Origin of the sequence: Brachybacterium sp. FME24 (assembly GCF_014897705.1) — a bacterium.
In the GTDB taxonomy this organism is placed as follows: domain Bacteria; phylum Actinomycetota; class Actinomycetes; order Actinomycetales; family Dermabacteraceae; genus Brachybacterium.
Genome location: NZ_JABUXV010000003.1, coordinates 72,536 through 98,904, shown reverse-complemented (window position 1 = coordinate 98,904; position 26,369 = coordinate 72,536). Strand labels below are relative to the sequence as shown.

Sequence of the window (26,369 nt, the reverse complement as noted above, 5' to 3'; positions counted from 1 at the left end):
AGCGGGCGCTGGCTTCGTAGCGTCCGGGGTACCACCGAGGAGAGGAAGCGCGATGTCTGACGTCACCACGCATGACGGAGTCACACTGCACGTCGAGGACAGCGAGGGTACCGGCCATCCGGTGGTCCTGATCCACGGCTGGCCGCTGTCGGGCGAGTCCTGGGCCCACCAGACGGGCGTCCTCCAGGAGAACGGGTATCGGGTGATCACCTATGACCGTCGTGGGTTCGGCCGCTCGGACAAGCCCCAGGGCGGCTTCGACTACGACACCCTGGCCGCCGATCTAGCGACCGTGCTGACCCAGTTGGACCTGCAGGACGTGACCCTGGTGGGCTTCTCCATGGGCGGTGGTGAGGTGGTGCGTCACCTCGGCACCCAAGGCTCACGCGGCGTGCGCGACATCGTGCTGGCCGCTGCGGTGCCACCGTATCTCCTGCAGGCCGACGACAACCCCGACGGCCCCCTGACCCGTGACGCCGCCGCCGAGATGCGCGCCGGGCTCGACCAGGACCGCGACGCCTTCTTCCCCGAGTTCGCGGCCGGTTTCTTCACCGCGGGTGACCAGCTCGCAGTGGACCAGGCAGAGGTCGACGACGCCGTGCGCCTGTCGCAGCAGAGCGATCAGGCGGCGGCGCTGGGATGCATGGAGTCCTTCGCCACGACCGACTTCCGCGCGGATCTGACGGCCATCGACGTGCCGCTGCTGGTGATCCACGGCGACTCCGACGGCACCGTGCCGTTCGAGGGGTCCGGCAAACGGACCCACGAGTCCGTTCCCGGCAGCCAGCTGGTGGTGATCCCCGGAGGACCGCACGGCATCAACGCCAGTCACCCCGAGGAGTTCAACACGGCCCTGCTGAAGTTCCTCGGGCGCTGACCGCGCATCGCAGGGGCGGCGTCAGCCGAGGTCGAAGATCGGCTCGGCGCCGCCCAGGATCTCCTCCAGGACCGGGACGTCGGCCTCGGCCCATTCCCGGTCGGCGAGGTGTTCCCGGCCCACCCATTCCAGCTGGTCGTGGTCCGTGCTGGAGACGGGGCCCGAGGCGTCCAGGCGGGCCCAATAGCAATCCAGGTGAAGGACGCGGTCACCGGCCCGGGCCTGCCCGCGGCCGATCAGTCGGCCGACGGTCACCTCGACGCCCAGCTCCTCCTGCAGCTCCCGGGCGAGTGCCTGCTGCGGGGATTCGCCGAGCTCGATCTTGCCGCCGGGGAACTCCCAGAGACCGCCGGAGCTCTTCCCGGGGCGGCGCCGGGCGGTGAGGATCTGCTTCTCGCGCACGATGACCGCGCCCACGACGCGCAGGGGAGCGGGCGCCGCGGCGAAGCCGACGTCGTCGGACCACCAGGCGTATTCGCAGCGACGGCATTCTCGGTCGGGGCCGAGGCCTGTGCAGCCCTCCCATCGCACCCATGGTGGCGACGACTGCATCGACTCCGCCAGCGGCATGCCGAGGACGTGGTGCAGCACGTCCTGGCTTCCACAGCGCGCGCAGGTGCCGCGCACCCACTCGGTCGCTGGCACGTGCTCCTCGGCCTCGGCTCGGATCATCATGGGACCAGTGTCCGTCACGGGTCGGACAGGCGGTTCAGCTCCAGGTCACCGGCAGCTCAGGATCGGCCATGTCCACGTTCGGGATGCTCATGCCGCCGCCGAGCCAAATCTCGCAGATGCCGTTCTGCCCGTTCTTGGTGCACTCCATGGTGGTGTCCAGGGAGCCGATCGAGTCCCCTTCGACGTAGGTGGGCTCGTCGTAACTGGGGGTGCCCTCCATGGTGTCGATGGTGCGCTGGGTGTCCTCGGACATCGTCCGCTTCACGGTGTCCTCCGTGACAGTCCAGCCGTCGGAGGACTCCGCGGGAACGGACTGCATCCCGCATCCGGCCTCGAGGGTGGTCTGGGCGATGCAGTCGTCGACGGCCTCCTGGACAGCGCCGCGGAACGTGTTCTGGCCGTCCTCGGACAGGACCGGGTCCGGGAACGAGAGGCTCTCCTCGCCGTTGGCGACCAGCAAGGGCTCCTCGCTGGACAGCGCGAAGTTCTCGAGCTCCGTTGCCACGGTGTAGGCGCCCGGGAGGAGGTAGACCTGCTGTTCGTCCTCCACCGCAGCGCCGTTGATGGTCACGCCGAGGCCGGACAGCGACTCGGGCACGTTGGCTGTGGCACCCAGTCCGATCAGCGACCAGGTGTCGTCGTCGGAATAGTTGAACAGCGTGAATTCGTGCTGCATGGGCTCGCCGCCCACGGTGTAGTCAACGCTGACCGCACCTTCGCTCTCATCGGCGGAGTCGTAGACGGGCTCGGCGATCGCGGTGACGACGACCGGTGCCGCTTCGAGGGCGGCGGCGTACGCGTCATCGGGGAGCTGTGCGGAGGCGGACTCGAGCTCCGGCTGTTCGATCTCGAGGGCGCCGGCCCCGTCACCCGCGGCCAGCGCGTCCATATAGTCGGTGACCACGGCCGTCATCTTCTCTTCGGGGGAGGGGCCCGCGACCGAGCCGCCGTTGCGCACCGCCAGGAAGATGACCAGGGCGATCACCACCAGCACCGCGAGCAGTACGAATACGCCGCCGGCGATCAGACCGATGATCAGGCCGGTGCGCTTCTTCTTCGGGGGCGTCTGGAGCGGAGGTGTCGGCATCGAGCCGCCGTAATCGGGCATGGGGGCGAACTGCTGCGACAACTGGTGCTCCTGAGTGATCTTTGACGGATGCGTCCAGAATATCCGGATCTGTCCACGGGACCGGCGGTCGATGCAGGATCGAGACCGGGGGATCTCAGGCGGCGGATCCCCCGAGTGCCGCCAGCACGCCCTCGCCGTACTCCGCGAGCTTCTTCGCGCCCACGCCGCTGACGCCGCTGAGCGCACCGACCGAGGCGGGCCTGGTCTGGACGATCGCGACCAGCGTGGCATCGGAGAACACCATGTACGGGGGAATCTGCTTCTCCGTGGCGACCGAGGTGCGCCACTCGCGCAGGGCCTCGAACCTCTCACGCTCGGCGATCTCGAGACCGTCGGCCGCGCGGGAGGCGCCTCCGCCGCGGACGGAGCGCGACCGCGAGGGCTTGGCAGGGGTCCGGTCCACGGCGAGCTCGACGGCGGCCTCGCTGCGCAGCACCGGCCCGGCCTGGGCACCGGGCACGAGCACGCCGTAGTCGCCCTCGGCGTCGACGATGCCGCGGGCCAGCAGTTGCCGCAGCGCGGAGCGCCACTCCTTCTCGCTGAGATCGCTGCCGATGCCCCACACGCTGAGCTCCTCGTGGCGGGACTGGCGTGAGCGGTCGTTCTCGCGGCCCAGCAGCACTTCGATGATCTGGCCGGAGCCGAACTTCTGGCCCCGTTCGCGATCCAGGCGGATCAGCGCCGAGAGCACCTTCTGCGCGGCGACGGTCGCGTCCCAGGTCTGCGGCGGGTTCAGGCAGATGTCGCAGTTCCCGCACGCCGTGGAACCCATGTCCTGGCCGAAGTACCGCAGCAGCTGCACCCGGCGGCAGGAGACCGTCTCGCACAGGGCGAGCATTGCCTCGAGGTGGGAGCGTGCGTTGCGCTTGAACTGCTCGTTGCCCTCCCCGGAGTCGATGAACTTGCGCTGGCTGACCACGTCACCGAGGCCGTAGGCCATCCACGCGGTGGCCGGCTGACCGTCGCGGCCGGCGCGCCCGGTCTCCTGGTAGTAGCCCTCGATGGACTTCGGCAGGTCGAGGTGGGCGACGAACCGCACGTCGGGCTTGTCGATGCCCATGCCGAAGGCGATGGTCGCGACGATGATCAGACCGTCCGCGCGCAGGAACCTCTCCTGGTGGTCCTGGCGCACGCGAGCGTCGAGGCCTGCGTGGTACGGCAGCGCGGGGATCCCGCGGTCCGAGAGCCATTTCGCAGTCGTCTCCACGCTCTTGCGGGAGAGGCAGTACACGATGCCGGACTCGCCCTCGTGCTCGGCGCTGATCAGGCGCAGCAGCTGCTCGCGCGGGGTGGCCTTCGGCTCGATCCGGTACTGGATGTTGGGGCGGTCGAAGCTGGAGACGAAATGTTTCGCCTCCTCCATCCGCAGCCGCTCGGTGAGCTCCTGGTGGGTGGCCTCGGTCGCCGTAGCGGTCAGCGCGACCCGGGGGACGGTGGGGAAGGCGTCCGCCAGCACCGACAGGCCCATGTAATCCGGGCGGAAGTCGTGGCCCCACTGGGAGACGCAGTGGGCCTCATCGATCGCGAACAGGGAGAGCTCGGCGCGATGCAGGAGATCGATCGTGCGGGGGAGCACGAGACGTTCCGGAGCCATGTACAGCAGATCGATCTCGCCGGCGAGCAGCTGCTGCTCGACGGCCTGCGCCTCGTGCCGCTCCAGCGTGGAGTTCAGGAACGCGGCCCGGATGCCGACGGCCTCCAGCGCCGCGACCTGGTCCGACATCAGCGCGATCAGCGGGGAGACCACGACGCCGGTGCCCTGCCGCAGCAGGGCCGGGATCTGGTAGCACAGCGACTTGCCGCCGCCGGTGGGCATGAGCACCACGGCGTCCCCGCCGGAGGCGATCTGCTCGATGATCGCGGCCTGGTCACCGCGGAAGGAGTCGTAGCCGAAGACGGTCGAGAGCACCTCGAGGGCCGCGTTCGCGGGGCCGTGGGGCTCGGCGGTCGGCGGGGCAACGGGGTGCGGAGAGGTCATGGTCGCCACTGTAGGCGCGGCCGCCGAAGGGCGGCGACTCGAGCTAGGTGATGTGGACGGCGCCGGAGGGCGCCCCGGCACAACCCCTCGAGCTCATCGAGGCACGGCCCGGAACTCGGCCACCAGAGTGAGGGCGGTCAGGCGCGCCCGTCGTGCGCCAGAGCCCACAGCTGCGTCGTCTCCTTGCGCCATGGTGCGGCGCTCCTCACCTCGGGTGTCGGCGAGCTTCCGGTCTCAGCGGGATGTCAGATCCGCTGCTCCGAGTCCGGACAGCAGCTGCGGCGCGAGCGAGCGGCCCGAGACGGCCAGCAGCAGATCGATCGACGCGCCCTGCACCTCCGGTCCCTCGCCCCAGGACGTCCCGTCGTCCACGTCGACCAGGCGCAGTCCCGCGGCCCGCTCACGACCGCCGTCGAAGGAGAGTGGGGTGCGCAGCTGGTGGTCGAGCGCCGCCTGCACCGCGGCGCGCGGGTACTCGCCCGGGAGTCCCAGGGGCCGACGGATGTCCTCGCCGTGGACGATCGCCTCGACCAGACGGGTGGCGCGATGCGCCGGTGGTGTCCGGGTCAGCGAGCTCGCCTCGTGGAGGTCCGCGAGGGTCTGCAGCGGGTCCTGGCGCCGGCGGTGGTGCACGCCCGCCTCGTTGGCGCGGTGGAAGTCGCCCCGGGCGCGGACCATGCTCGCCACGAAGGCGAGGCGGCTCATGTGTGCGGTGTCGACGAGGTGGGCGAGCACGTCGTGGACCGTCCAGTTCTTGCACAGCGATGCCGTGTTCCAGTCCGCGCCCCGCAGGGGTGCGAGATCGTGCACCAGGTGTCGCCTTTCGGCGTGGACGAGGTTCCAGACCTCGGCGGTGGGCAACGTCATCGCTGGACCCTCACAGACTCTCGCTTCGTCATGCCCTGGTGGTGAGTGCTACTATAAGAGTAGTGCGTAGTAGTGGTCAAGTAGTCATGGTCGTAGTATGGAGGCATGAGCATTCGACGGTCCTATGGTTCGTACAACGATGGGTACGCCTCCGCCCACGCGCTCGACCTCCTCGGCGAGCGTTGGACCTTGATCGTGGTGCGCGAGCTCCTATTGGGCCCCAAGAGATTTGCTGACCTGCAGCGGGACGTCCTCGGCATCAGTCCCGGGGTGCTGTCGCGACGTCTGCAGGAGCTCGAGTCCCGCGGTATCGCGGTGCGTCGCACGCTGCCGGCACCGGCCCGTGTGGACGTCTACGAGCTCACCCCGTGGGGCTCGCGCCTCGAGGCGGTGAACACCGCGCTCTCGCGATGGGCTGTCGATTCCCCGCAGCTCCCCTGGGAGGCGGACATGAGTCCCGATACCCTGGTCCTGGCCATGCGCGCCCATGCCCGCCCGGTGGCGAGTGCGACGGTGCCGATCACGGTGGCCCTATCCCTGCTCGACTCCCGGCTCGAGGAGTCGGAGCCGGTCGTCTACGCCGCACGGATCAGCGCTGAGGGGACGACGATCGTGCGTGACCCAGCCAACCCGGCCCCCGGCCCCGCTGATGCCCGGGTGGCCGCGACGACCGCCGACTGGAAGGCCTGCATCCTCGCCGGCGTCGCGCCCGGCGATCTCTCGGAGCTCGAGATGGCCGGCAGCGATGCGGCCGTCGATGCCCTCCTCGAGGGGACCGCACTCACGCACTGACCGTCACCCGTAAGTGGGAACACCTCGTCCACTATTCCAGGTAAGCTGAGTAACCTGGAATAGCGAGAGTCGTGTTCCCGCTTCGAGGAGGTGCGTGATGATCAATGACGTGCAGTCACCGTCGGATCCTGGGCGAATTCCGCCCCATCATGCAGAGGTCCGCCCCTGGCGGCAGAAGGCTCGTGCCGGTACCCGAGCGGATCGGATGATGGACGCCGTCACCACGCAGATCCCTCCGCAGATCGCCGCGTCGACGGTGGGGTTGAGCGCCGAGATGGCCGCGCAGGGGGAGGAGGCCGTGCAGAGGATCGCCCGTGCGGACGGCGCGGCCGGCCCCGGGTCGTCGGCCTTGGCGCGTTTCATGATCCGCAGCGAGTCGGTGGCCTCCTCGCGCATCGAGCACCTGGAGGCGAGCGGCGAGGATCTCGCGCGAGCAATCGCGGGAAGCCGGGCGAACGCGAGCGCGCTGAGCATGGTCGCGGCGTCGCGGTCCTTGCAGGACCTTCTGCGCACCGTCGGCGCGGATCGCGTCATCACCCTGGAGAATCTGCGTACCGCACATCGTCGCCTGATGGAGAACGACGAGCACCTGGGCGACAGGCAGTGGGCAGGAACAGTTCGCGAGGACCAGAACTGGATCGGCGGAAGCGCGTTCTCGCCGCGCGACGCGCTGTTCGTACCGCCGCCGCCCGGCCTCGTGAAGGGGCTCCTCGAGGATCTCGAGGAGTTCGTGAATCGAGACGACGTGCCGCTGCTCGTGCAGGCGACCGTCGCCCATGCCCAATTCGAGTCCATCCACCCGTTCACGGACGGGAACGGCCGCATCGGGCGGGCGTTGATCGGTGCGGTACTCCAACGCCGCGGGGCAACCTCGAATGCCGCAGTGCCCGTGGCGAGTGGTCTGTATGCGGTGAGGGACCAGTACTTCGCAGCGCTCGGCAGTTATCGCGAGGGGGACGTCGGCCCCCTTTTCGATGTGCTGTGCCGGACGGCATCCGCTGCGGCAGACGAGTCGGTCACGTCCTTCGTGCGGCTCCGGGCCATGCCGGAGTTATGGCGGGAGGAAGCGGGCGGCCGACGGGGCTCGGCGACCTCACATCTGCTGGACGCGCTCTTCGAGCATCCGACGCTCACCGCCGAGGAAGCAGTCGAGCTCAGCGGCGGGTCGACCTCGGCGGCCTACACCGCGCTGGAGAGGCTCGAGACGTTCGAGATCCTCCGTGAGGTCACCGGACGCAAGCGCGATCGGATCTGGGTCGTGGCGGACGTCGTCGATGAGCTCGAGGACCTCGACCGGCGGATCCGGGCACGGATGCACCGGCGGACCGTCTGAAGTCGTTCAGACGGCGAGCGTCACCAGCAGCACCGCGAGCGACAGCGCCAGCATCCCCAGGCAGTTGACCCAGAACGCCGAGCCGAAGAATCGGGCACGCAGGTGTGCCACCACCGCACAGCCGAAGTAGGCCACCACCCCCACGTTCGCGGCGACGGCGACGCCGGGCACCCAGATGCCGACGAGCAGGCCCGCGGCCGCGAGCGTCTTGACGACGATCAGCACCCACCACCACTGTCGCGGGAATCGGACGCCGTCCAGGCAGTCGCGGATGAAGGCGGGCGGGCGCAGGGACAGCGCGGCATCGACGGACAGAGCCAGGGCCAGCAGGGCCAGGGGCCACCATAGGGTGGGGTCGAGGATCAGCATGAGGGCTCCGGGGTGTGGAAGAAGGCGGCGAACACGGGCAGCAACGTCTCGGGGAGCTCGTGCGGCTCGGCGTCTGCACGGGCGGCCCAGCTGAACAGCACGCCGACGTAGGCGAAGTAGATCGACCGGGCGGCGGGGGCGGCGTCGTCGGCGCTGCGGACTCCGCTACGCAGGAGAACCTGCTCGATCTCGTCGATGAGCTCCCCCGCAAGCTGGGTGAACAGCGTGGACGAATGGCGCGCCCGGACCAGGATCGCGGCGTAGGCGCGCGCGAGCTCGGCGCGCTCGGTGAACAGCTGGATGAAGGGGTCCACGAGGGCGAGGATCTGCTGCGCGTGATCCGCAGCAGTTTCCGATGGCGTCGGCGCTGCAGGAGCTGAAGAGCCTTGGTGCTGGTGGGCCGCGATTAGGCCGTCGAAAACCCGGACCAGCAAGGCGTCCTTGTCTCCGACGGCGATCACGGTGCCGACGCTGACGCCGCCCTCGGTGGCGATATCGCGGATGGTGGTGACCGCGAATCCCTGCTCGGTGAAGAGTCGATCCGCTGCGGCGAGGACCCGGGACTGTGTGGCACGACGGAGTTCTTCGCGACTCATCGTGGGCACCCCTCTCGGGTGAACAGGTTCAGTGAACGCGTTCAGCGTAGCAGGGGGTCCTGTACTCCGGGCCCCTGGGTGCGGACGTGATGTCCGGCACTAAGAAGCCCTCGCGTGGTGTGAAACGCCTGGTGGATCAAGATCCATGGAGGGCAGTTCGCCGTTTTTCCGGACAGGTGGCGTCGACTGTCTGACGGATAGCTTAATCTTCCATCAGATCGGCGCGGCAAGATCCTGTGCGCTTCGGAACGACCCGCTGATCCCGCCCTTTTTCGCTGGTCAGGCGCATTCGCGCGCAAAAATCCTGAAGGAGCACCATGTCTTCCTCTCTCCCGCCGCCCTCCGGCGATCTTCCTCCTCAGCCCGGCGACGGCCAGTTCACCCCGGGCCAGGGGCAGCCCTACGGGGCCCCGCAGCAGCAGTCCATGCCGGGAGGCCCGGGCATGATGCCCGGATACGGAGCTCCGACGGCCCCGCAGAAGGACTTCGTCGTGGCGTGGCTGCTCGCGATGTTCCTCGGGTTCCTCGGCGTGGACCGCTTCTATCGAGGCTTTATCGGCCTGGGCATTCTCAAGCTGATCACCTGCGGCGGCGCCGGTATCTGGACTCTCGTGGACCTTCTCCTCATCGTATTCACCGGAGGCCGGGACAAGTCGGGCCAGCGGCTCGCTGGCTATGACAAGCACAAGAAGGTCGCGTTCATCGTCACGCCGATCGTCCTGCTGCTCGGCCTGATCGTGGCCATTGTCAATGGGGCGACCGTCGGTGTCGACTCGGCGGCGCCCGTGCCCGAAGAGGTCGTCGCCGCGGCGCCGGCCGATGGGGAAAAGGACGCCGAGAGCGCTGTCGGCGACGAAGCTCCCGCTGACGACGCGGTCGAGGAGGAACCCGCAGAGGCTCCTGCGGACGAGGCTCCGAAGGAGGAAGCACCCGTGGAAGAGTCTGAGCTCGGTCTGGAGATCACCGAAGTTGAGCGCACGTCGCAGATCGGAGACCAGTACCTCGCCTCCGATGCCCAGGGCGAGTACGTCGTGGTCGGCTACACCTTCACCAACAACTCCGATGAGGCAATCGATCTCACGTCGAGCGAGATGATGCTCCTCGGGGCCGACGGTACCGAGTTCGCCGAGTCGACCGACGGGGTCATGGCCTACCCCGACCAGTACGCGGTGTTCGAGACCATCAACCCGGGCAACACATTCCAGGGAGTGGTCGTGTACGACATCCCCGAGGGCACAGAGGTGACCACGCTGTCCTACCAGGCGTGGCTCTCCTTCGACGACCCCATAGAGGTCGCTCTTCCCTGATCAGCGACGGCGGATGAGAAATCGAGTGACCCCGCCGGTCATCCGATGAGGGCGGGGCTGCGGCATCGTGCTGCGGCCCCGTCCTTTCGTTCTCAGGCGTCCTTCGCCCACGCCCCGGAGTCCACCGGCTTGCCGATGAAGAAGGCGGCGATGACGCCGACCAGGGACAGCAGTACCGGCAGCAGCATCGCATCGGCCATGGCCACGGCGAAGGGGGCGTGGAGGATCTCGGGCAGGTCCGCCGGCGCACTGCGCTCACCCCCGAACCCCACCATCGGGCCCGGCGCTTCGTGGATCGTCTCGGAGATCCGCGCGGCGATGCGGTCGTTCATGATCGTCGCGATCGCGGCGGAGCCGAGCACGGATCCGATCTGGCGTGTCTCGTTGTACACCCCGGATCCGGCGCCGGCCCGGGACGGCGGGAGATTGCGCGTCGCCGTCAGCGACAGTGGCCCCCAGATCAGCGCATTGCCCAGGCCCACCAGCACGAAAGGCAGCAGGAGCAGCACGATCGACGCGTCCGGCATCATGAGGCGGCTGAGCCAGAACAGGCCGGTCGCGAGCGAGACGAAGCCGCCCACGGCCATCCAGCGCGGGTTGTATGTGACCATCCACTTCCCGACGAGCGGGGCAAGGCCCAGGGAGACCAGCGCCATCGGCACTGTCATCAGCGCCGCCTGGGTGGGGGACATGCTCAGGACCCTCTGGAAGTACAGGGTGATCGGGAAGGACAGAGCCATCACGGTCGCGCCCATCATCGCGATCGCGATGTTCGCCACCGAGAAATTGCGGTCGCGGAACAGCGACAGCGGCACCAGCGGCTCGCGCCGGTTCTTCGCCTGCCACACCACGAAGGCACTCAAGATGAGTGCTCCGGCGATGATCAGGCCAGGCACACTGATCGGCACGTGGGTGTCGATCGGGCCGATCTGGAGCGAGTCGGTGACCGTGCCCCAGTTGTAGGTGTTGCCCTCCTGGATTCCGAACACCAGCAGGAAAAGGCCCACGGCCGAGAGCATCACCCCCAGCCAGTCGAAGGAGTGGGCGCGCCGGGAGAACCGGGGCACGTTCTTCCAGGCCAATGCCAGGCCGATCACGCCGACGGGGATGTTCACGAAGAAGATCCACTCCCACCCGGGGCCGTCCACGAGCAGGCCGCCGGCGATCGGGCCCACGAGAGTGGCCACCCCGGCGGTCGCGCCCCACAGGGCCATCGCCTGGCCGCGATCCTTCGGTGCGAACATGCGCGTGATCATCGACATGGTCTGCGGAGTCATCATGCCCGCGCCCAGTCCCTGCACGATGCGGGCGATGATGAGCATCTCGACGCTGCCAGCCAGCCCGCACCACAGGCTCGAGGCCGTGAAGACCGCCAGGCCCGCCATGTACATGGTCTTCATACCGAAACGGTCACCCAGGCGTCCGGTGATCAGCAGCGGCACTGCATAGGCGAGCAGGTAGGCACTGGTGACCCACAGCAGAGATGCCAGGTCGGTGCCGAGGTCCGCCTGCATGCGGGGGATGGCGACGGTGACGATGGTCGTGTCCACGAGAATCATGAAGAACCCCAGGACGATCGACCACAGAGCCGGCCAGGGCCGATCCAGGCGAGGGTCGTGAGCGGGCTCCCCGGCGCCGGGAACGGCGGGGGTCTGGTCGGTGGTGGACATGCAGAAGCCTTCGGTGCGCAGCAGATGACGCCCCGTGGTGGAGCACAGAGCGAAATCTACGCCTGTCGGGTCTGCCGGCGTCCACCGGGCAGGAGCATGAGGTGCTCGGGGGCGACGCAGTACCAGTCAGGTGCGGGCGGCAGTCGTGTGCGAACCGGGGTCATCGGCCTTCGACGTCGGCGACGAAGTCTGCGACCAGGGCAGCGATCTCGTCGGGATACTCGCCGGAGACCGCGTGTGAAGCATCGGCGAATACCTCCACCCGTGCGTCGGGGAGAGCGGCTCGCGCGGTGTCGGCGGCTTCCTGTGCGTCATGAATCACTGATCGACCGGCGATGATCGCGAGGAGCGGGGCGTCGAGCCCACCGAGGTTCTCGGGGGTGATCCGTGCGGTCGGGGCCGAGGCCATCCGGAAGTGATGCATCCCCGCTTCGATCATGCGAGCCACCGGCACGTCCTCGACCGGGGCCCCGCCAGCGGTGTAGGAGGTGAAGGAGTCGCGCCAGGAGCTGGGCAGCCAGGGCAGGACGGCGGGGGCTGAGCGGAGGAGGGTGCTCCACGGGATGTCGGCGAAGCAGAGCACCGCCTCGAGGGCGACCACGCTCGCGACGCGTGCATCCTCATGGAGGGCCAGGTTGATCGCGGTCCACCCGCCGAGCGACATGCCGATGAGATGGAACCTCTCCTCGGGGAGGGCGGCGAGGACCTCATCGAGCCATGAGGCCTTGTGTGCGGCCTCCGTGATCGGTCGGTCCTGGATACTGCGACCCGGCTCCCCGAGCAGGTCGAGGGTGTAGACATCGCCGACCTCCAGCAGTGAGGGCATGTTGCCGGTCCAGACGGGAGAGCCCGATGTGGTTCCGGGCAGGAGCAGCAAGGGGTGCTCCGACTCGCCTCGGCCGGTGAATCGGTACACGCGGACCACTCCATGACCGGTGCGTACATCCAGCGTCTCGGCGGGATCGGGAAAGTCGGCGAACGCTTCGTCGTAGGCCTCGAGGTAGCTGGAGCGGCCCGTCGCGGAGCGCCAGTACCCCACCGGCGCCGGGTTGCGGGAACGCAGCGCCGCTGTCAGGGCGGCGCCGCACAGCAGGCCGGTGGTCAGGAGGAGGCCGGACCGACGCTGTCGGCGGGCAGTCGTGTGGTGGACCATGGTGTTTCCAATCATCCGATCGGTCGATTCTCTTAATCGACCATGCGGTATATTGGCGGTCATGTCAAGCAGACGAGGCCCAGGGCGCCCAGCTGGTGCCCCCGCACCGCGCCGTGAGCAGCTGATCGACGTCACCATCGACCTGGTCTCCGATCAGGGCTACGCAGCGGCCACGCTGGGGCGCATCGCCGCAGCGGCGGGCCTGAGCAAGGCGAGCGTCCTGCACCACTACCCGTCGGTGGTCGAACTCGTCGGCGCCGCCTACCAGCACGTGCTGGCATCGATGGTCTCGGTCCTCACCGCGGCGCTCGAGCCGGCGGCCCCGGCCGACAGGCCGCTCGTCTACGTGACCGCGACGGTCGGCTACTTCCGCGACCATCCGCGGCACACGCGCATGATCTCCGAGGCCCTCGTCCACCTGGAGGAGCCCGGAGACTCCCGTGGACGACAGGAGGCGCTGGCAGAGCTGCTCGACGAAGCGCGCGCAGCCCGCGGTCTGCCCACCGGCCAGGATCTCCGGACCGCGGCCGTGATCACCGGGGGCGCGATCGATGGGATCGTGCGCGAGCAGCTGGCCGACCCGACCTTCGACACCTCAGCCGCCGCCGCGGACCTTGCCGCCGCGCTGGAGATGACCGTTCTCAGCCCGCTCGAACAAGCCCTTCGCTGATCCGCAGGGCGTTCGCGTAGATCGTCAGCACGGGGTTCGCGCCGCCGTTGGTGACGTGGGTGGAGCCGTCGGCGACCACGATGTTCTCGTGCCCCCACACCCGCCCATCGGGCCCGACGACCGACGACACCGCGTCGGTGCCCATGCGGCAGGTCCCGGCCTGGTGCTGGCCGCCGTTGGGCGGGGTCGGCAGACGCATGGGGCCCATCGCGCGCACCTCGCGCGCGCCTGCCTCCCGCAGCCAGTCGGCGGCCCGGGCGGAGAGCAGGTCCCTCCCGCGCAGGTCCTCGGGGTGGAGACTGCCGGAGAGTCGCACGATCGCCCGCCCGAAGCGATCTCGCCGGCCCCGGTCCACCTCGACCCGTGAACTGCTCGTGGTGACCTCCTGGATGGGCCCGACCACGCGTCCGAGCCGAAGCATCGCCCGTTCCATGACGGAGGAGCCGACCGGGGAGTCCGGAGCGACCAGCCCCGCCTCGCGCAGGTACCGCTGGCTCCCGGCGGGGGTGGGTACGAACTCGTCGGCCAGGATCCCGCCGCCGACGATGCCGTCGTTGCCGTGGCGGAAGTCCGCGGTGGAGACGTCCGGGCCAGGACCGTGGAGATCGACGACCTCGTCCTCGAACAGCGCCGTGGCACCGCCGTAGGCGTGGCCCTGAAGGTGTCGTCCCACCTGGTCCGTGTCGTTGCCGAGGCCCTGTGGATGCGTGTCGCTCGCGCTGTCCAGCAGCAGGCGCGCGCTCTCGATGGTCCCCGCCGCGAGCACCACCAGGTCGGCGCGGACGGTGCGTCGCCAGATCGTGCCGCCCACCTCACCGACCAGCTCGACCGCGCGAGCGCGTCCGTTCGCTCCGACCTGGATCCGGAAGGCCTGCGCAGCGGCCAGCAGGGTGGTGTTGCCGGTGGCGAGAGCCGCCGGGAGGGTGGTGTTGTGGCTGCCGGCGCGGGCGCCGACGGGGCAATCCAGTCCCACGCATTGCGAGCAGCGGATGCATGCGGGGCGTCCGGCGTACTGGCGGGTGTTGATCAGCAGCGGCACCGGTTGGGTTCCCCATCCCAGCCGCGTGGCCGCGGCGCCGAGCAGCTGGCCCAGCGGGGAGCGGGCCAGCGGACCCATCGGCAGCTGCGCGCTGCGCGGGCCGTCCCAGGGATCCGTCGACGGGCCACCGCTGACCCCGAGCAGGGACTCGACGCGCGTGTAGTACGGCTCGAGCTCCTCGTAGCTGATCGGCCAGTCCGCGAGCGAGCTGCCGTCGGGCACCCCGTAGGTGCTGGCCATGGCGAAATCCGTGGGGCCGAACCTCCAGGCCTGCGCCCCGTAGACGCGGGTGCCGCCGCCGATGGTCATCGCGTTGTTGCCCCACAGGCCATCGCCGGCGGTGACGTCGCGCAGCGCAGCGTCTCCGATCCGCACCTCGCGGGGCTCGGCGTCGGGACCGGGGCCGGAATGCGGGAACAGGCCCAGGCCCGCGCGGGGCGAGCGCAGATGGTCGGCGAGCAGATCGCGACGGCCCGGGAGGTCGCCGCGCTCGACGACGAGCACGCGTCGACCGGACTCGGCCAGGGTCTGCGCGGCGATACCTCCGCCGGCTCCGGAGCCGATCACGATCGCGTCATACTGCTCGGCGATCGATTCGGGCGCGGCGAAGGCGGCGTGATCCAGCAGCAGCGGTGCGACGTGCTCCGGGGACGGCGGGGACCAGGCGTCGACGTGCGGAGCGAGGGTGGGGCCGACGGTGTGCGGGGCAAGGCCTCGCTCGTAGAGCAGATCGCCGACGATCGAGCGCAGCGCCTGCTCGGAGGTTGGATCGCCGGCGGTGGTTCCCATGATGGTGTCGATCCAGCTGACAGGGGACGTCGCGTCGATCGACTGGAGCCGCGAGACAAGGCTGTCGAGGAGCGCCGGGGTGACGAGAGTCGGATCGAGAGCGCGGGAGAGTCTGGAACGCAGGGCGGATGGCATGGCGCCTTCAGCCCTGGCGGCGGAGAGTGGCAGGCCTGCCACGTGGGGACGGTTCATGGCAGTCAGAGTAGTGAGGTTACGTCCGGGCGGCAGGTGGTACGGATGATGACTGCGCATGCGATCGTCGCGCGAGAACCGGCAAGGGCTGAGGCGCCGTGGCCTCCCTTGACGGAGAAGTGCAGGATGAGTGCCTGGCGCGAGCGTTCTGGGAACGGGAACCGTGGTGCGAGAATCTGCTGCCGGGTTAGTCGCCACTGCGCTGTGCGCGAGAGCTCGTCCATGCTGTCCCCTCGGACGAACGGATACAGACCATGACCGCTGCTGGGCCGGCACCGCACACTGTGCGTGATGATGTCGTGCACGGTACTGAGCCGACGTCGCTATGAGGCGTCCCCTTCGAGTCGCTCTCGCGGCCTGCCTCGTGCTCGGCGGCTGCACGACTGCTTCCGACGGTCCCGCAGTTGTTGCCCTCCCGCCCCACGAGGGCGGGTTCGACTACCAGCTCGGCGGGGCGTACGCCGCTGACGTGGCGGTGGTGGTTCGAGATGCGAGCGCCGACCCGCAGCCGGGCGCGTACAGCATCTGTTATGTCAACGGCTTCCAGACCCAGCCGGACGAGGCCGAACTCTGGCTCGACCACTCGGAGCTGCTTCTGCGGGACGACGCGGGTGACCCGGTGACCGATCCGGACTGGCCCGAGGAGTACGTTCTGGACCCGTCGGCCGCCTCGCAACGCGAGGGCATCCTCGAGATCCTGGGCCCCGTGATCTCCGGCTGCGCCGAGGCCGGCTTCGAGGCCGTGGAGATCGACAACCTCGATACCTGGACCCGCTTCGACGGCATCGACGAGGACGGAGCCTCCGCCCTCGCCGCCGAGTACGTCGAGCTCTCTCACTCCGCGGGGCTCGCCATCGCCCAGAAGAACGCCGCAGAGATGGCCGAGCATGCGCACGGCGAGCTCGGCTTCGACTTCGCCGTCACCGAGGAGTGCGGGCGGTACGACGAATGCGCCGCCTATACCGATGTCTACGGAGACCACGTGCTGCAGATCGAGTACCCCGGCAGTCTCGCCGAGTCCGGGGTCTCCTTCGCCGAGGTCTGCGCCCTCCCGGACCGAGCGCCGCTGACGATCCTGCGCGATAGCGACCTGGTTGCCGGCGGCGAGCCAGGGTATGTGTACGGGTCCTGCTGAACAGCAGCGCCCGCCGGGCTCCGAGGTGCTCAGAATCCGGGCCCGCGAGGCATCCCCGTGGCGTGGACCCAGGTCAACCGGGCATCTGCGTGGGGGTGGGGAGTTCTCCCCATCGCAGTGGACTCCCGTTGTCGTTACGGTGAGTTCGTTCACCGAGACACCTGAGGGGGAGTCGTGGCCATTTCCTACGGCGCGGACACCGAGGCGCTGCGCACACTCGCGGATCGATTCCGCGACGGCAGCCGCCGTATCGACGAGATCCGCTCGAGGCTCGAACCCACCGTGATGGACGAATCGATCTGGCAGGGCGGGGACGCCGATACCTTCCGCACTACGTGGGCCTCCGGGGTCTCGCCCTCGTTCGGCTCCGTCGTCGAGGGCGTCGTGAAGCGCCAGGGTGACCTCGATCAGCAGGCCGAGGAACAGGACAGGACCTCGGAACCCGGAGACGGGAGCGGCGACGGCGGCGGGGGCGTCTGGGACACGATCATGGACGTCGCCCGCATCGGGTCCAAGGCATTCAGCCTGTACAAGGCAAGCACAACGATCATGAGTGGCATCGACGACATGAAGCGCCTCGCGGATGCGGCCAAGCTCGGGCCCGAGGACTATGCGCGCGTCATGGAGTCCCTCAAGCTGCGCAACGCGATGAAGTTCGCCTCCGAAGGCTTCTCGAAAGCGTTCAAGACTGCAGGTGACGTGTCTGGCCTTCCGGGCCTAAACCACCTGGGGGAGTGGGCGGGGAAGAAGCTCGACGCTCTCCCGGCGAAGCTCGGTGAGGGCAGCAAGATCCTCGACAACATCGGTGCGAAGCTGGGCCCGGAGGGCCTCTCGGCGCTCGGCAAGGGGAGCAGGGCCCTCGCCAAGTTCGTCCCCGGCGCCGACATCCTGCTCGGCGGCCACCAGATGCTGACTGCCGACGATGGGTACGGGAAGGTCTCCGGTGGACTTGCCGTGGCGGGCGGCGCGCTGATGGCGGCCGGTCTCGTGTTCCCGCCACTGGCAGTCGTCGGAGGGGTGCTCTCCGGCGCGAGCCTCGCGATGGACCTCATCGATATGGGCGGTGAGCTGTTCGGTGTCGATCCCTCCGAGGCAGTCTCCGATGCCGTCTCCGCGGGGGTCGAGAACGTCTCCGACGCGGTCTCGGACGGAGCCGACAAGGTCGCCGACGCCGCGGGGGATCTCGCCGGTGGCATCAAGGACGGTCTGGGTAGCATCTTCTGATGACGCCCGCCGTCGACGTCTGAACCGCCCGTACCGATCATCGGAGAGAGCGCATGTCCTCGAGCAGTACCCCGCCCCCGCAGCCCACCGAGGCTCGGGGCGACAGCACCTATGACGACCGCTCCCTCGCCAGCGCGGTCGGCCTCCTGGATCGTGGCCGGGAGGGCGTCCAGAGCGTCGCCGTCCTCACCGACGAGGAACTCATGGCACTGGATGGTGTGGAGACCGCTCAGCTGACGGCGATGCCCTTTCTCGACGAGCACGCCCCGGATCTCGAGTCCCGCGTGCTGCTCGCGCGCACGGCGATGCGCTCCCTCATGACTCGCAAAGAGGTCGCCACCGAGATCGAGGTGGCGGAGTTCGAAGAGCGCCCCTTGGCCGACGAGAAGCTCCTGGACGTCACGGTGGATCCGACGATCCTGGGTGCGCTCGTGCTGCGCCGCACCAGCCGTGACCTGGTGTGGTTCGAGCGCGAGGTCTCCACGCAGACCCACCGCTTGTACTACTACCCGCACGATTCCGACATCGTGCTGGAGGAGGAGGTCACCGCCGACGGCGTGCACATGTTCTCGATCATGCCCCTGCCCACCGTCGCGGCCCGCGTGCGCCATCTCATCGATCAGCCGGGTGTGGGCGGTCAGGACGGCCCGGTGAGCACGCTGGCCGTCACCGCTCTGGAGGACGACGCGGATCTGGGCCCCCGGCTCGGCGACACCCGTGCGCTGACGATCGGCACGATGGTCAGCCGCGTCGACGACACGGCGAAGCGGGTCACCTTCCACATGACAGGATCGGAGGTCATCGCGGGCCAGCCGTCCTCGGACGGCGAGGAGATCTCGCTGATGGCCGTCTCCCCGACCTCGGTCGAGGAGATCGTGCGGGACCTCTTCGATGACGGCAGCGAGGACGACGCGGAGGGCGACGCAGCGGACGGGACCCGATGATCCCCCTGCGTGCACGGCTGCTCGCGTCCCGTCACCGCGACATCGTCGGAAAGCCCCTGCGGTCCTGGCGCATCGGCGCCGGGCCGGCGCTTCCCCTCCTCCTGCTGGGAATCCTGGTGCTGCTCGGCATCCTGCTGGCCCTGAACCCGAACGGCAGCTGGGCGGGCAATGTCGCGTTCCTGCTGTTCTTCGCGATCCTGCTGGGCCTCGCATATCTGTTCACCGTCGATGCACGCCTGGTGGTGTGCGAGCGCGGTGTGCTCATGGGGCGATTGATCCCCGGCCTGCCGCTGAGCCCCACCTACGTGATCGGTGGGCGGGAGATCGACCCGCGCACGGTGTGTGTGGTGAGCAATGGCGTCAAGGCTGCGAACGAGGTCGGCATGGGTCCGCTGTTCCCCCAGTTCTTCATGTTCCCGCCCGCGGCGCTGGGGCAGAGAGCGGTCAGCTTCAACGGGCCATGGGGCAACGACATCGCCGCGAACCGCGAGATCACGCCGCACCGGCCCGTGAGGAAGTCGCTGTTCATGTTCTCGCGCCGCAACGCCGGCCGCATCGCCGATGAGATCCTCCATGCCATCGGCCGCGACGGCGCCATCCCCGCGGGGTTCCGCCCCCACCAGGGGCTGCAGGTGATCGCGGTGACGGGCAACCGGCAGGACGCCATGCAGCAGATCCCCGGCGCCTGGCCGCCGGGCTCAGCTCCGCGGCGGTGAGACCGCCGCCGGGGCGGGAGCGTGCCGAGCGCTGGCCCGTGGTCGCGTGCCCCGTCGATACCGAGTGCTCACCCGATATCGAGTGCCTCCGCGGTGCAGGGGTCGGCCTCCACCGTCGCGTCCCAGATCCGGACCTCGCCTTCCGCAGTGATCCTGAGCGTCGCGCCGTGCTCGTCCTGTGATTCCAGGACCGTGCGGGAGCCCTGCTCGGTCACGTCCTCGATCGTCTCGAAGCCGTATCCGGCGATCACCGTGTTCACGGTGTCGGCGCGGGCTTGCCAGGCCTCGTCGTCGGCCGGCTCGGGCAGTGCCGATTCCGGGGTCCAGGTGCCCGGGGTGAAGAGGCAGGCGTCCTCCGCGGTCTTCACGGTGCGGGTGTCCTCGGCGAGCTTCCAGGAGGTCCCGTCGACAGCGAGGGCCGCTTCGAGCTCGGTGGCGAGGTCGTCGTACCGGGCGTCGGCGTCGGCGCCGGGGAGCGGATCGGTGCCTCCACCACAGGCGGACAGCGGCAGGGCGAGGCACAGGAGGAGAAGCGCAGGGGTGATCCGGCGGCCGGTACGACGGGTCATGGGTCCTCCCGGACGATGGGTCCTTCTCCCCATGGCCGAGTGCCGTGGGGTCCTCTGCTGTCCACCGTATCCCGCGCCGGCGCGGGGGCGGGTTGGGGACAGGGGAGTTGGGGATGAGCGGATTCCAGGGCGCGGACATCGAGCAGATGCTGACCCACGGTGACCTCACCGAGGTGTCGGGGCAGCGACTGGGGGAGATGGCCGAGGAGTTGGTCTCGAACGCGTCGGGCCTCAGTTGGGCGGGCCCGGATGCGGACGCCTTCCATGAGCAGCTGACGCAGCAGGTCGCCTCGACGCTGCGGGAGGTCGGCGGGAAGCTCGGCGCAGGGGCGAGAGCGCTCGCCCAACATGCCGCCCAGCAGGATCTCGCCTCCGATCCCGACGGTTCGAGCAAATCCTGGGGCGACGACCCGATCGCCTACATGTCGATCTACGAGCAGGCTGCGATCAACCACCTCGGGCCCGACTATGAATCCGTCATCGCCGACACCCCGGTCGCCGGCCTCGAGCTGATCACCGGGGAAACTTCCGGGGACGATTCGTTCTTCGGCGGCAACCCGTCGATCGAGGAGTTCGAGTCTGCGCTGGCCGAGAATCGACCGATCACGGTGATGTCCGACCCGATTCATCCCTGGCGCAGCGACATCTCTGCCGCCCACGTCTATCAGGTCCAGGGTGTCGACCCGGACAGCGGAGAGCTCATCCTGGTCAACCCCTGGGGGAACAGCGGCGAAAGCGCCGACGACATGACCCACACCGTGCAGGTCTCGATCGAGGACTACAACGCGAACTTCGTGATGGCCGGGGTGGGCGCGAAGCCCGACAAGTTCGGAGGGGACCGATGAGCACGGTGGGGACGATGACGATCCGCCTGGCCGGACGGCGGGCGATCGGTGACGTGGTGGTCGGTGTGCTGCGCGCCGCGATGGATGAGGAGCTGGGGAGCCGGGTGGCCGAGCTGCAACCTCGCCCGGGAAAGTCACCCCGGGCGACGCCTCGAGGTTCGTGAGGGGCAACTGGTGGACGTCGGCGACGGTGCGCTGCGGGTGGAGTCGATCCATCCGTACACCGGGCAGCGACCGGCCGGCATCGTGGTCTCGAGGGTTGCCAGCGGCAGCGCCGTCAGCGACGACCTGGGCTGACGGAGATCCCCGCGCGAACGTTCCCGCGGATCAGCCGCAGGTGTCGCACACCCCGGTGTACGGCATCGCGTAGAAGCAGGACGGGCAGATCGTGAGGACCTCTTCGCCCTTGATGGGGAGCTTCTCGCGGACGGTCGACAGGTCGAAGCCTTCGACCTCGGGGTTCTCGCGTCCCTCCGGGGCCAGGCCCTTGTTGAAGGTGACGTGGCCCGGGTGGACGTACATGAGTACCCGGCCATCCTTGTCCTGGGCGGTGATGCTGCCGTTGGACTGGGTGCGGTAGAAGCTCTGGGCTCCGAGGCGATCGAAGTTCTCCCCGATCGCCGTGATGTCGGCGGGGGACCAGTCGGAATTCCAGGCAAGCGCCTCGTCACGGGTCATCGTGCGGCGAGTCGAGGAGAGAGTGTTCATCCCTCCAGTAGAGCACGCATGTCCAGAGCCGTCGTCCTGGTCATCTGGCGCTGATTGACGGATCAGGCCGCGCGTGCGGTAGCAATCGGCCTGGTCACGCGGCTGTGACGAAATGGGTCGGCGAGCCGCGGCGCAACCAGGGCGACGAGGCTGTTGAACCCGCGCGGAACGGCGACTGACCCGATCGACCCCGACGGTGGAACAGCAGGCCGGAGGCCACTCCCGCGACGAACGGCGTGGGAAGCTCAAGGCCGATTCAGGGGGTTGCGGAGAGGGCCGCGGCACCGAGGGGATCGCGGTTAAGGGCGTGGTGTTCCCGAGCAGCGCGTCGGCGAGCGCTCCCCGGGAGAAGGCTTCGTCCCCGTGCGGTGTGATGATCGCCCCGGCTGCGGGTGAAAGCATCGGGCTCAAGGCGCCGAAAGCGACCAAGCTGCGGTTGGTGGTGACCAAGGCAATCATGTCCATCCGTACGGAGGCACGGAGGCACGGAGGCACGGAGGCCGGCGCGAGTGCCGGATGGCCGATGCGCAGCAGCAGGTGGGCGACGAGCCCATGTGCCTGGGCAGGGGAGCAGGCTCCGCTGAGGAACTCGGGCCATCCAGGACTGGTCGGGCTGGACCGCCACGGGGTGTTCATGCCTCGAGTGCGAACCTGGCGCCCGTCAATCGCTCGGAAGACTCTGGTGGCCATCATGCAGAACCCGCTTCGGACAGTAGTTATCTACGGTTAGTACTGATACAGCGTCGTCAGTGCGTGACATGTGATCCATGGGGCCTTTGCGAAGAGAGTCCGGGGCCGGATGGACTTCTCCGCCGCCGGGAGGAGGGAGAAGATCCCGAGAAACTCACGACTCATGGGTCGTAAGGCCCGAAGGCGCTGAGGCAGCAAGGCGACGCCACTGCTGGTGCCGAAGCCGACTATTGCGCGTACTGCTCCAGCACCGGCCCCGCGACCAGCGATTTCACGAGTTCACGCGGCGCTTCGCGGCCGGAGACCGCGCACAGCGCGCCGTAGACCGCACCGATGGAATCGGTGTCGCCGCCGGCCGCATTGATCGCGTCCATCCCGTGAAGAAACGAGGTCGAGGTCTGCAGGGCGTATTGCGCCAGATACAGCGTGGACTCGCTGAACCCCGTCGGTTCCATGGCCGGAAGCAGGGACACGTCGACCTTCGGCACTGCCTGAATCCCGTCGCGAGCGTTGTCGAGGATCTCCAGCATCCGCCCGGCGTCATGGACCGCCTTGTCACTGTGGTGGGTGGAGCGGACCAGGCTCTCCAGGTGCTCTGCACCATTTCCTCGCGCGAACACGCCGATCGCGACCATGAGGCAGGCGTTGCCGGAGGAGTTCGTCGGCGCGGGGTCGACGCCGTGCTTCAGATCCGCGATCGCGCTGCTGGTCTGGATCCCCACGTCGAGCCGCACGCCGGTCGGTGTGAATGCCCCGCGTTCCCAGGCGATGAGGTTCTCGCGGTAGGCCGCGACCGGATGCGAAGGTGCACGGCGCAGGGCGTCCAGCACCATCAGCACGATCTGGGTGTCGTCCGTCCAGGTCCCGTACGGTGCCTCACCGCCGAGGATCCGGACCGTCGGCCGCACCGGAGAGTTCGGACCGTCGAGGGTGAAGGAGTTCGACGGCAGCCCCGGCCCGGGATGCAGGCCCAGCTCGTACGGCGCCCCGAGAGCATCGGCGACGGCAACGATCTTGACGATGTCCAGACGATTCATAATGCCCACCTCTGCGAGAGAATCTTGCGGTTCATACGTCGCTGCCTGCGTATCGCGGGCACCTCATCAGGGACTCAGCGGCCCGCGAACGTCGCAGTCACCACCCTGGTGCTCTCGGGTTCTCCCTTGTCCACCGAGCGCTCGGAAATCCACAGGTCACCGCGTTCGAAGGTGGCGTCGATACTCTCCTTCGTGAGCAGCTCGGAGTTGTCGTCGCAGCGATACCAGCTGAACATGCTGTTCCAGTGCTGGTCATGGTCATGGGTGACGGTGGAGCAGATTGCACCGTCGGGCAGCTGCGCGTGCAGCGGTACGGGCTGCTGCTCGGAGGGCCACACCTCGGCGTCCGGGTCGGCGGCGGTGGGGGAGTCGAAGCGGACCGCCTGCTTGTCCAGCGCATTGACGATGCACAGCACCTCCTCGTCGTCCTCGAGTGCGCAGGCGTCCGCGCCCGCAGCATTCGGGCCGCAGGTGAACATGTCGTCCTGCTCGGAGTAGATGGTCTCGCTCATGCCCATGGAACACAGGTCCTCGTCGAGATCCTCCACGGTCCAGGAGTCATCGATCCACAGGGTCTCGATCGCGGTATCTTCCGGTTCCTGCGGGGCTTCGGCGACCGGAGGATCCGAGGGATCCTCTGATGGAGAGTTCGACGCACAGGCAGCGAGCGTGACCAGGAGCAGGGGAGCGGCGAGGGCGGCGACGGTGCGGCGCATGATGATCCTTCGGCACGGAGGAGCGCGGCTCTCGCACCGGGATGTCGACCCCCGGCCCCGTGCGTGATGCCGCAGTAGTGCTCCTATTCGACCTGGACGCATGGCCGTTCGCAAGCGATCCTCGAATTCGAGGGTCACGAGGTGCCACGCAGCGCACGGGGATTGAGTCGTGCATCACTGGTTCAGAAGTCAACGACGTCGCCTGTCATACCCCTTTCGTACTTTTCTTCTACAGGCCCCACGCGGTAGTTGTTCCCCGCTTCGATCATGGAGCGGACGCCGACGCTCAACGCAGATCCACTGCAGCTCCAGAGTTCACGCACCTCGCACAAGGCCTCTCTTCTCAGCAGTAGCCCTGGCACGCCTGTGTTCAAGGGCCCTCGTCCCCCACCCAGAACGGAGTGCAGCTGTGAACAGCAATGCGCCCTCTCCCCAGGATTCGGGCTCTCCGAATCTTCCTCCTGCCCCGAACTTCGGCGGCCCCCCGCACGGCGACCCCCAGGGCGATGCCTCGGCCGGTTCGCCGATGGTCCCCGCCAGGAACGGCAAGAAGAAGGGGCTCATCGCCGCCGGCTGCGGCTGCGTCGTGCTCTTCCTGATCCTGGTGGGAGGCTGCTCCGTGTTCGCCTTCTCGGGCAGCGACGATCCCAAGGCCGCCGAGACCACTGCCGCCGAGCCGGCCGAGCTGGACGGCGAGGCGGAAGAGGTCGTAGACGCCGAGCCCGCCGAGGGCGAGGAGCTCGTGGAGGACGAGGCGCCTGCCGAGGAAGAGTCCCCTGCGGACGAGGCTCCCGCTGAGGAAGCCCCCGCCGAAGACGCTCCGGCCGAGAGCGAGGTCCCCGCCGAACACACCTCTGCACTGAACAGCGCGCAGAGCTACTCCGATCTCATGCACATGTCGAAGCAGGGCCTGTTCGACCAGCTGACCTCCGAGTACGCGGACCAGTTCTCCGACGAGGCCGCGCAGTACGCCGTGGACAACGTCGACACGGACTGGAACGAGAATGCGCTGGCCTCCGCCGAGAGCTACTCGGAGACCATGCACATGTCCAAGGCCGGCATCTACGGCCAGCTCACCTCGGAGCACGGGGAGCAGTTCCTGTCGGAGGAGGCCCAGTACGCCATCGACACTATCGAGGTGGACTGGAACGAGAACGCACTGCAGAGCGCCCGCAGTTACCGGGACACGATGGACATGTCCCCGGAGGCGATCCGCGACCAACTGACCTCCGAGTACGGGGACCAGTTCACGCAGGAGCAGGCCGACTACGCGATCGAGAACCTCGACGGCTGACCCACCGCGGCCCGGCGCCGCGGACCAGGAACGCGGGACCTCTGTTGTGCACAGGGGTCCCGCGTCCTCGTGCGGACGTCGGCCCCCGGTGCCGCGAGGGGAGGCGCCGACGTGCTCCAGGGGCCCTTGACCATCACATGCTCTCGGTCGAGACTCTGCGATGCTGCGCCACCGTGCTCGCCGCCCTGTTGCTGTCCGCCAGCATCACCGTCCCGTTCCTCGGGGATCGGACGGTCGACGTCCCCTGGGTTCCCGTCGGCGGGGCCGGGAGCTGGCACGCCTGCGCATCCAACTGATGATCGTGGTGCTCGCTGCGGCGCTGTCCGCCGTGCCGTTCCGGGCAGGAACTGCGCACCGCGCCGCTTCGTGAATGCTCTGGTCGCTGGGGCGGTCGGGCATCGTTCCGTGTCGCGCTGGCTACGCTGGGAGGCACTGCGCTCCGAACTCGGCGCGAACCACTGCGGAAGGCGGACCCATGACCCTCACCGACTTGCTGGTTGCCCTCGATTCCGGCGAGACGATCCCGGCGAACTCCCCGCTGCACGCAGTCATGCACGAGACCAGCCAGGAGGCGCTTCGAATCACCGGCGAGCTCAACGGCAGCTACCACGAGCCCGCCCGCGTGCGGGAACTGCTGGCCGAGCTCACCGGGAGAGTGGTCGACGAGTCGGTGACTCTGTTCCCGCCGTTCACCTCCGACTTCGGCAAGAACATTCGACTGGGCAAGCGCGTCTTCCTCAACGCCGGGTGCCGCTTCCAGGACCAGGGTGGGGTCGAGATCGGCGACGACTGCCTCATCGGGCACAACACCGTGATCGCGACCCTGAACCACGACCTCGCTCCCAGCAGTCGCGGAGACCTGATGCCGGCGCCCGTGGTCGTCGGACGCAACGTGTGGATCGGTGCGAACGTGACCATCCTGCCCGGCGTGAGCATCGGCGACGACGCCGTCGTCGCCGCGGCCTCCGTCGTCACCAAGGACGTGCCCGCCAGGGCCCTCGTCGTCGGCTCACCGGCCAGAGTGATCCGTTCCGTCGAGGACTGAGAGCGAAGCA

27 protein-coding genes are annotated in these 26,369 nt (G+C 68.6%); 14 read left to right on the top strand and 13 right to left on the bottom strand.

Features of this window, described 5'->3' with window-relative positions:
* The first annotated feature begins 52 nt into the window (after positions 1 to 52).
* A complete protein-coding gene (locus INT51_RS04095) occupies positions 53 to 877 on the top strand; it encodes an alpha/beta fold hydrolase (protein ID WP_193103934.1) in 825 nt (274 codons plus the stop codon).
* Between the two features lie 21 nt (positions 878 to 898).
* Here the strand turns inward: INT51_RS04095 and INT51_RS04090 are convergent, their stop codons facing one another.
* The 4 genes from INT51_RS04090 to INT51_RS04075 all read right to left on the bottom strand — a co-directional run bounded on the left by INT51_RS04090 (position 899) and on the right by INT51_RS04075 (position 5,526).
* Positions 899 to 1,552 carry a (deoxy)nucleoside triphosphate pyrophosphohydrolase gene (locus INT51_RS04090; RefSeq protein WP_226831946.1) on the bottom strand — a complete coding sequence of 218 codons (654 nt, stop codon included), beginning with the start codon at positions 1,550 to 1,552 and terminating at the stop codon, positions 899 to 901.
* Positions 1,553 to 1,586: 34 nt separating this feature from the next.
* Complete coding sequence (locus tag INT51_RS04085; RefSeq protein WP_193103933.1) at positions 1,587 to 2,681, bottom strand: hypothetical protein; 1,095 nt, start codon at positions 2,679 to 2,681, stop codon at positions 1,587 to 1,589.
* A 94-nt stretch (positions 2,682 to 2,775) separates the two neighbouring features.
* A complete protein-coding gene (recQ, locus tag INT51_RS04080) occupies positions 2,776 to 4,659 on the bottom strand; it encodes a DNA helicase RecQ (protein ID WP_193103932.1) in 1,884 nt (627 codons plus the stop codon).
* Between the two features lie 234 nt (positions 4,660 to 4,893).
* Positions 4,894 to 5,526 (bottom strand): maleylpyruvate isomerase family mycothiol-dependent enzyme, encoded by a 633-nt coding sequence (locus INT51_RS04075; protein WP_193103931.1) that lies wholly within the window; start codon positions 5,524 to 5,526, stop codon positions 4,894 to 4,896.
* Between the two features lie 105 nt (positions 5,527 to 5,631).
* On the opposite strand from INT51_RS04075, the gene INT51_RS04070 reads away from it, so the two are divergent.
* The gene (locus INT51_RS04070; protein ID WP_193103930.1) at positions 5,632 to 6,318 is read left to right on the top strand and encodes a helix-turn-helix domain-containing protein; all 687 of its coding nucleotides are present in this window, start codon (positions 5,632 to 5,634) and stop codon (positions 6,316 to 6,318) included.
* Positions 6,319 to 6,415: 97 nt separating this feature from the next.
* The gene (locus tag INT51_RS04065) at positions 6,416 to 7,651 is read left to right on the top strand and encodes a Fic family protein (protein WP_226831945.1); all 1,236 of its coding nucleotides are present in this window, start codon (positions 6,416 to 6,418) and stop codon (positions 7,649 to 7,651) included.
* Positions 7,652 to 7,657: 6 nt separating this feature from the next.
* Here INT51_RS04065 and INT51_RS04060 read toward each other — a convergent pair whose 3' ends face one another.
* On the bottom strand, positions 7,658 to 8,020 hold the full coding sequence (locus INT51_RS04060) for a DoxX family protein (protein ID WP_226831944.1): 363 nt from the start codon (positions 8,018 to 8,020) through the stop codon (positions 7,658 to 7,660).
* Positions 8,014 to 8,616 (bottom strand): TetR/AcrR family transcriptional regulator, encoded by a 603-nt coding sequence (locus tag INT51_RS04055; protein WP_193103929.1) that lies wholly within the window; start codon positions 8,614 to 8,616, stop codon positions 8,014 to 8,016. Before INT51_RS04055 ends, INT51_RS04060 begins: the two co-directional genes overlap by 7 nt.
* A gap of 317 nt (positions 8,617 to 8,933) precedes the next feature.
* Here INT51_RS04055 and INT51_RS04050 point away from each other — a divergent pair, with 317 nt between their 5' ends.
* Positions 8,934 to 9,923 carry a TM2 domain-containing protein gene (locus INT51_RS04050; RefSeq protein ID WP_193103928.1) on the top strand — a complete coding sequence of 330 codons (990 nt, stop codon included), beginning with the start codon at positions 8,934 to 8,936 and terminating at the stop codon, positions 9,921 to 9,923.
* A gap of 92 nt (positions 9,924 to 10,015) precedes the next feature.
* Here INT51_RS04050 and INT51_RS04045 read toward each other — a convergent pair whose 3' ends face one another.
* Entirely contained in the window at positions 10,016 to 11,593 is a 1,578-nt protein-coding gene (locus INT51_RS04045; protein WP_193103927.1) for a DHA2 family efflux MFS transporter permease subunit, read from the bottom strand.
* 160 nt (positions 11,594 to 11,753) lie between these two features.
* Positions 11,754 to 12,761: an alpha/beta fold hydrolase gene (locus INT51_RS04040; RefSeq protein ID WP_226831943.1), complete on the bottom strand. Its 1,008-nt coding sequence runs from the start codon at positions 12,759 to 12,761 to the stop codon at positions 11,754 to 11,756.
* Positions 12,762 to 12,807: 46 nt separating this feature from the next.
* On the opposite strand from INT51_RS04040, the gene INT51_RS04035 reads away from it, so the two are divergent.
* Complete coding sequence (locus tag INT51_RS04035) at positions 12,808 to 13,416, top strand: TetR/AcrR family transcriptional regulator (RefSeq protein ID WP_193103926.1); 609 nt, start codon at positions 12,808 to 12,810, stop codon at positions 13,414 to 13,416.
* On the opposite strand, the gene INT51_RS04030 is transcribed toward INT51_RS04035, so the two are convergent.
* Positions 13,388 to 15,436: a GMC oxidoreductase gene (locus tag INT51_RS04030; RefSeq protein WP_193103925.1), complete on the bottom strand. Its 2,049-nt coding sequence runs from the start codon at positions 15,434 to 15,436 to the stop codon at positions 13,388 to 13,390. The two genes, INT51_RS04035 and INT51_RS04030, sit on opposite strands and share 29 nt — an antisense overlap.
* Before the next feature lie 325 nt (positions 15,437 to 15,761).
* Here INT51_RS04030 and INT51_RS04025 point away from each other — a divergent pair, with 325 nt between their 5' ends.
* The 4 genes from INT51_RS04025 to INT51_RS04010 all read left to right on the top strand — a co-directional run bounded on the left by INT51_RS04025 (position 15,762) and on the right by INT51_RS04010 (position 19,455).
* On the top strand, positions 15,762 to 16,571 hold the full coding sequence (locus tag INT51_RS04025; protein WP_193103924.1) for an endo alpha-1,4 polygalactosaminidase: 810 nt from the start codon (positions 15,762 to 15,764) through the stop codon (positions 16,569 to 16,571).
* 174 nt (positions 16,572 to 16,745) lie between these two features.
* Entirely contained in the window at positions 16,746 to 17,795 is a 1,050-nt protein-coding gene (locus tag INT51_RS04020) for a hypothetical protein (RefSeq protein WP_193103923.1), read from the top strand.
* 53 nt (positions 17,796 to 17,848) lie between these two features.
* Complete coding sequence (locus tag INT51_RS04015) at positions 17,849 to 18,739, top strand: hypothetical protein (RefSeq protein WP_193103922.1); 891 nt, start codon at positions 17,849 to 17,851, stop codon at positions 18,737 to 18,739.
* Positions 18,736 to 19,455, top strand: a complete 720-nt coding sequence (locus INT51_RS04010) for a hypothetical protein (RefSeq protein ID WP_193103921.1) — start codon at positions 18,736 to 18,738, stop codon at positions 19,453 to 19,455. The genes INT51_RS04015 and INT51_RS04010 overlap by 4 nt, the downstream gene beginning before the upstream one ends.
* A gap of 68 nt (positions 19,456 to 19,523) precedes the next feature.
* Here INT51_RS04010 and INT51_RS04005 read toward each other — a convergent pair whose 3' ends face one another.
* A complete protein-coding gene (locus INT51_RS04005) occupies positions 19,524 to 20,024 on the bottom strand; it encodes a hypothetical protein (protein WP_193103920.1) in 501 nt (166 codons plus the stop codon).
* 113 nt (positions 20,025 to 20,137) lie between these two features.
* Between INT51_RS04005 and INT51_RS04000 the strand changes: the two genes are divergently transcribed.
* Genes INT51_RS04000 through INT51_RS22515 form a run of 3 tightly spaced genes read left to right on the top strand, consistent with a single transcriptional unit; the run spans position 20,138 to position 21,166 of the window.
* Entirely contained in the window at positions 20,138 to 20,869 is a 732-nt protein-coding gene (locus INT51_RS04000; RefSeq protein WP_193103919.1) for a hypothetical protein, read from the top strand.
* On the top strand, positions 20,866 to 21,033 hold the full coding sequence (locus tag INT51_RS03995) for a hypothetical protein (protein ID WP_193103918.1): 168 nt from the start codon (positions 20,866 to 20,868) through the stop codon (positions 21,031 to 21,033). The genes INT51_RS04000 and INT51_RS03995 overlap by 4 nt, the downstream gene beginning before the upstream one ends.
* Before the next feature lie 10 nt (positions 21,034 to 21,043).
* On the top strand, positions 21,044 to 21,166 hold the full coding sequence (locus INT51_RS22515) for a hypothetical protein (protein ID WP_255509768.1): 123 nt from the start codon (positions 21,044 to 21,046) through the stop codon (positions 21,164 to 21,166).
* Positions 21,167 to 21,196: 30 nt separating this feature from the next.
* On the opposite strand, the gene INT51_RS03990 is transcribed toward INT51_RS22515, so the two are convergent.
* The 3 genes from INT51_RS03990 to INT51_RS03980 all read right to left on the bottom strand — a co-directional run bounded on the left by INT51_RS03990 (position 21,197) and on the right by INT51_RS03980 (position 24,020).
* Complete coding sequence (locus tag INT51_RS03990; RefSeq protein WP_193103917.1) at positions 21,197 to 21,577, bottom strand: hypothetical protein; 381 nt, start codon at positions 21,575 to 21,577, stop codon at positions 21,197 to 21,199.
* A 917-nt stretch (positions 21,578 to 22,494) separates the two neighbouring features.
* Positions 22,495 to 23,304 (bottom strand): ADP-ribosylglycohydrolase family protein, encoded by an 810-nt coding sequence (locus INT51_RS03985; protein WP_193103916.1) that lies wholly within the window; start codon positions 23,302 to 23,304, stop codon positions 22,495 to 22,497.
* Positions 23,305 to 23,378: 74 nt separating this feature from the next.
* Positions 23,379 to 24,020 (bottom strand): hypothetical protein, encoded by a 642-nt coding sequence (locus INT51_RS03980; protein WP_193103915.1) that lies wholly within the window; start codon positions 24,018 to 24,020, stop codon positions 23,379 to 23,381.
* 409 nt (positions 24,021 to 24,429) lie between these two features.
* On the opposite strand from INT51_RS03980, the gene INT51_RS03975 reads away from it, so the two are divergent.
* On the top strand, positions 24,430 to 25,314 hold the full coding sequence (locus INT51_RS03975) for an Ltp family lipoprotein (RefSeq protein WP_304502068.1): 885 nt from the start codon (positions 24,430 to 24,432) through the stop codon (positions 25,312 to 25,314).
* 475 nt (positions 25,315 to 25,789) lie between these two features.
* Complete coding sequence (locus tag INT51_RS03970; protein WP_193103914.1) at positions 25,790 to 26,359, top strand: DapH/DapD/GlmU-related protein; 570 nt, start codon at positions 25,790 to 25,792, stop codon at positions 26,357 to 26,359.
* Positions 26,360 to 26,369 lie beyond the last annotated feature (10 nt).

Coding starts and splice junctions, on each gene's coding strand:
- INT51_RS04095 (WP_193103934.1), top strand. CDS start 53: ATGTCTGACGTCACCACGCATGACGGAGTCACACTGCACGTCGAGGAC.
- INT51_RS04090 (WP_226831946.1), bottom strand. CDS start 1,552: ATGATGATCCGAGCCGAGGCCGAGGAGCACGTGCCAGCGACCGAGTGG.
- recQ (WP_193103932.1), bottom strand. CDS start 4,659: ATGACCTCTCCGCACCCCGTTGCCCCGCCGACCGCCGAGCCCCACGGC.
- INT51_RS04075 (WP_193103931.1), bottom strand. CDS start 5,526: ATGACGTTGCCCACCGCCGAGGTCTGGAACCTCGTCCACGCCGAAAGG.
- INT51_RS04070 (WP_193103930.1), top strand. CDS start 5,632: ATGAGCATTCGACGGTCCTATGGTTCGTACAACGATGGGTACGCCTCC.
- INT51_RS04065 (WP_226831945.1), top strand. CDS start 6,416: ATGATCAATGACGTGCAGTCACCGTCGGATCCTGGGCGAATTCCGCCC.
- INT51_RS04060 (WP_226831944.1), bottom strand. CDS start 8,020: ATGCTGATCCTCGACCCCACCCTATGGTGGCCCCTGGCCCTGCTGGCC.
- INT51_RS04055 (WP_193103929.1), bottom strand. CDS start 8,616: ATGAGTCGCGAAGAACTCCGTCGTGCCACACAGTCCCGGGTCCTCGCC.
- INT51_RS04050 (WP_193103928.1), top strand. CDS start 8,934: ATGTCTTCCTCTCTCCCGCCGCCCTCCGGCGATCTTCCTCCTCAGCCC.
- INT51_RS04045 (WP_193103927.1), bottom strand. CDS start 11,593: ATGTCCACCACCGACCAGACCCCCGCCGTTCCCGGCGCCGGGGAGCCC.
- INT51_RS04040 (WP_226831943.1), bottom strand. CDS start 12,761: ATGATTGGAAACACCATGGTCCACCACACGACTGCCCGCCGACAGCGT.
- INT51_RS04035 (WP_193103926.1), top strand. CDS start 12,808: ATGTCAAGCAGACGAGGCCCAGGGCGCCCAGCTGGTGCCCCCGCACCG.
- INT51_RS04030 (WP_193103925.1), bottom strand. CDS start 15,436: ATGAACCGTCCCCACGTGGCAGGCCTGCCACTCTCCGCCGCCAGGGCT.
- INT51_RS04025 (WP_193103924.1), top strand. CDS start 15,762: ATGAGGCGTCCCCTTCGAGTCGCTCTCGCGGCCTGCCTCGTGCTCGGC.
- INT51_RS04015 (WP_193103922.1), top strand. CDS start 17,849: ATGTCCTCGAGCAGTACCCCGCCCCCGCAGCCCACCGAGGCTCGGGGC.
- INT51_RS04010 (WP_193103921.1), top strand. CDS start 18,736: ATGATCCCCCTGCGTGCACGGCTGCTCGCGTCCCGTCACCGCGACATC.
- INT51_RS04005 (WP_193103920.1), bottom strand. CDS start 20,024: ATGACCCGTCGTACCGGCCGCCGGATCACCCCTGCGCTTCTCCTCCTG.
- INT51_RS04000 (WP_193103919.1), top strand. CDS start 20,138: ATGAGCGGATTCCAGGGCGCGGACATCGAGCAGATGCTGACCCACGGT.
- INT51_RS03995 (WP_193103918.1), top strand. CDS start 20,866: ATGAGCACGGTGGGGACGATGACGATCCGCCTGGCCGGACGGCGGGCG.
- INT51_RS03990 (WP_193103917.1), bottom strand. CDS start 21,577: ATGAACACTCTCTCCTCGACTCGCCGCACGATGACCCGTGACGAGGCG.
- INT51_RS03985 (WP_193103916.1), bottom strand. CDS start 23,304: ATGAATCGTCTGGACATCGTCAAGATCGTTGCCGTCGCCGATGCTCTC.
- INT51_RS03980 (WP_193103915.1), bottom strand. CDS start 24,020: ATGCGCCGCACCGTCGCCGCCCTCGCCGCTCCCCTGCTCCTGGTCACG.
- INT51_RS03970 (WP_193103914.1), top strand. CDS start 25,790: ATGACCCTCACCGACTTGCTGGTTGCCCTCGATTCCGGCGAGACGATC.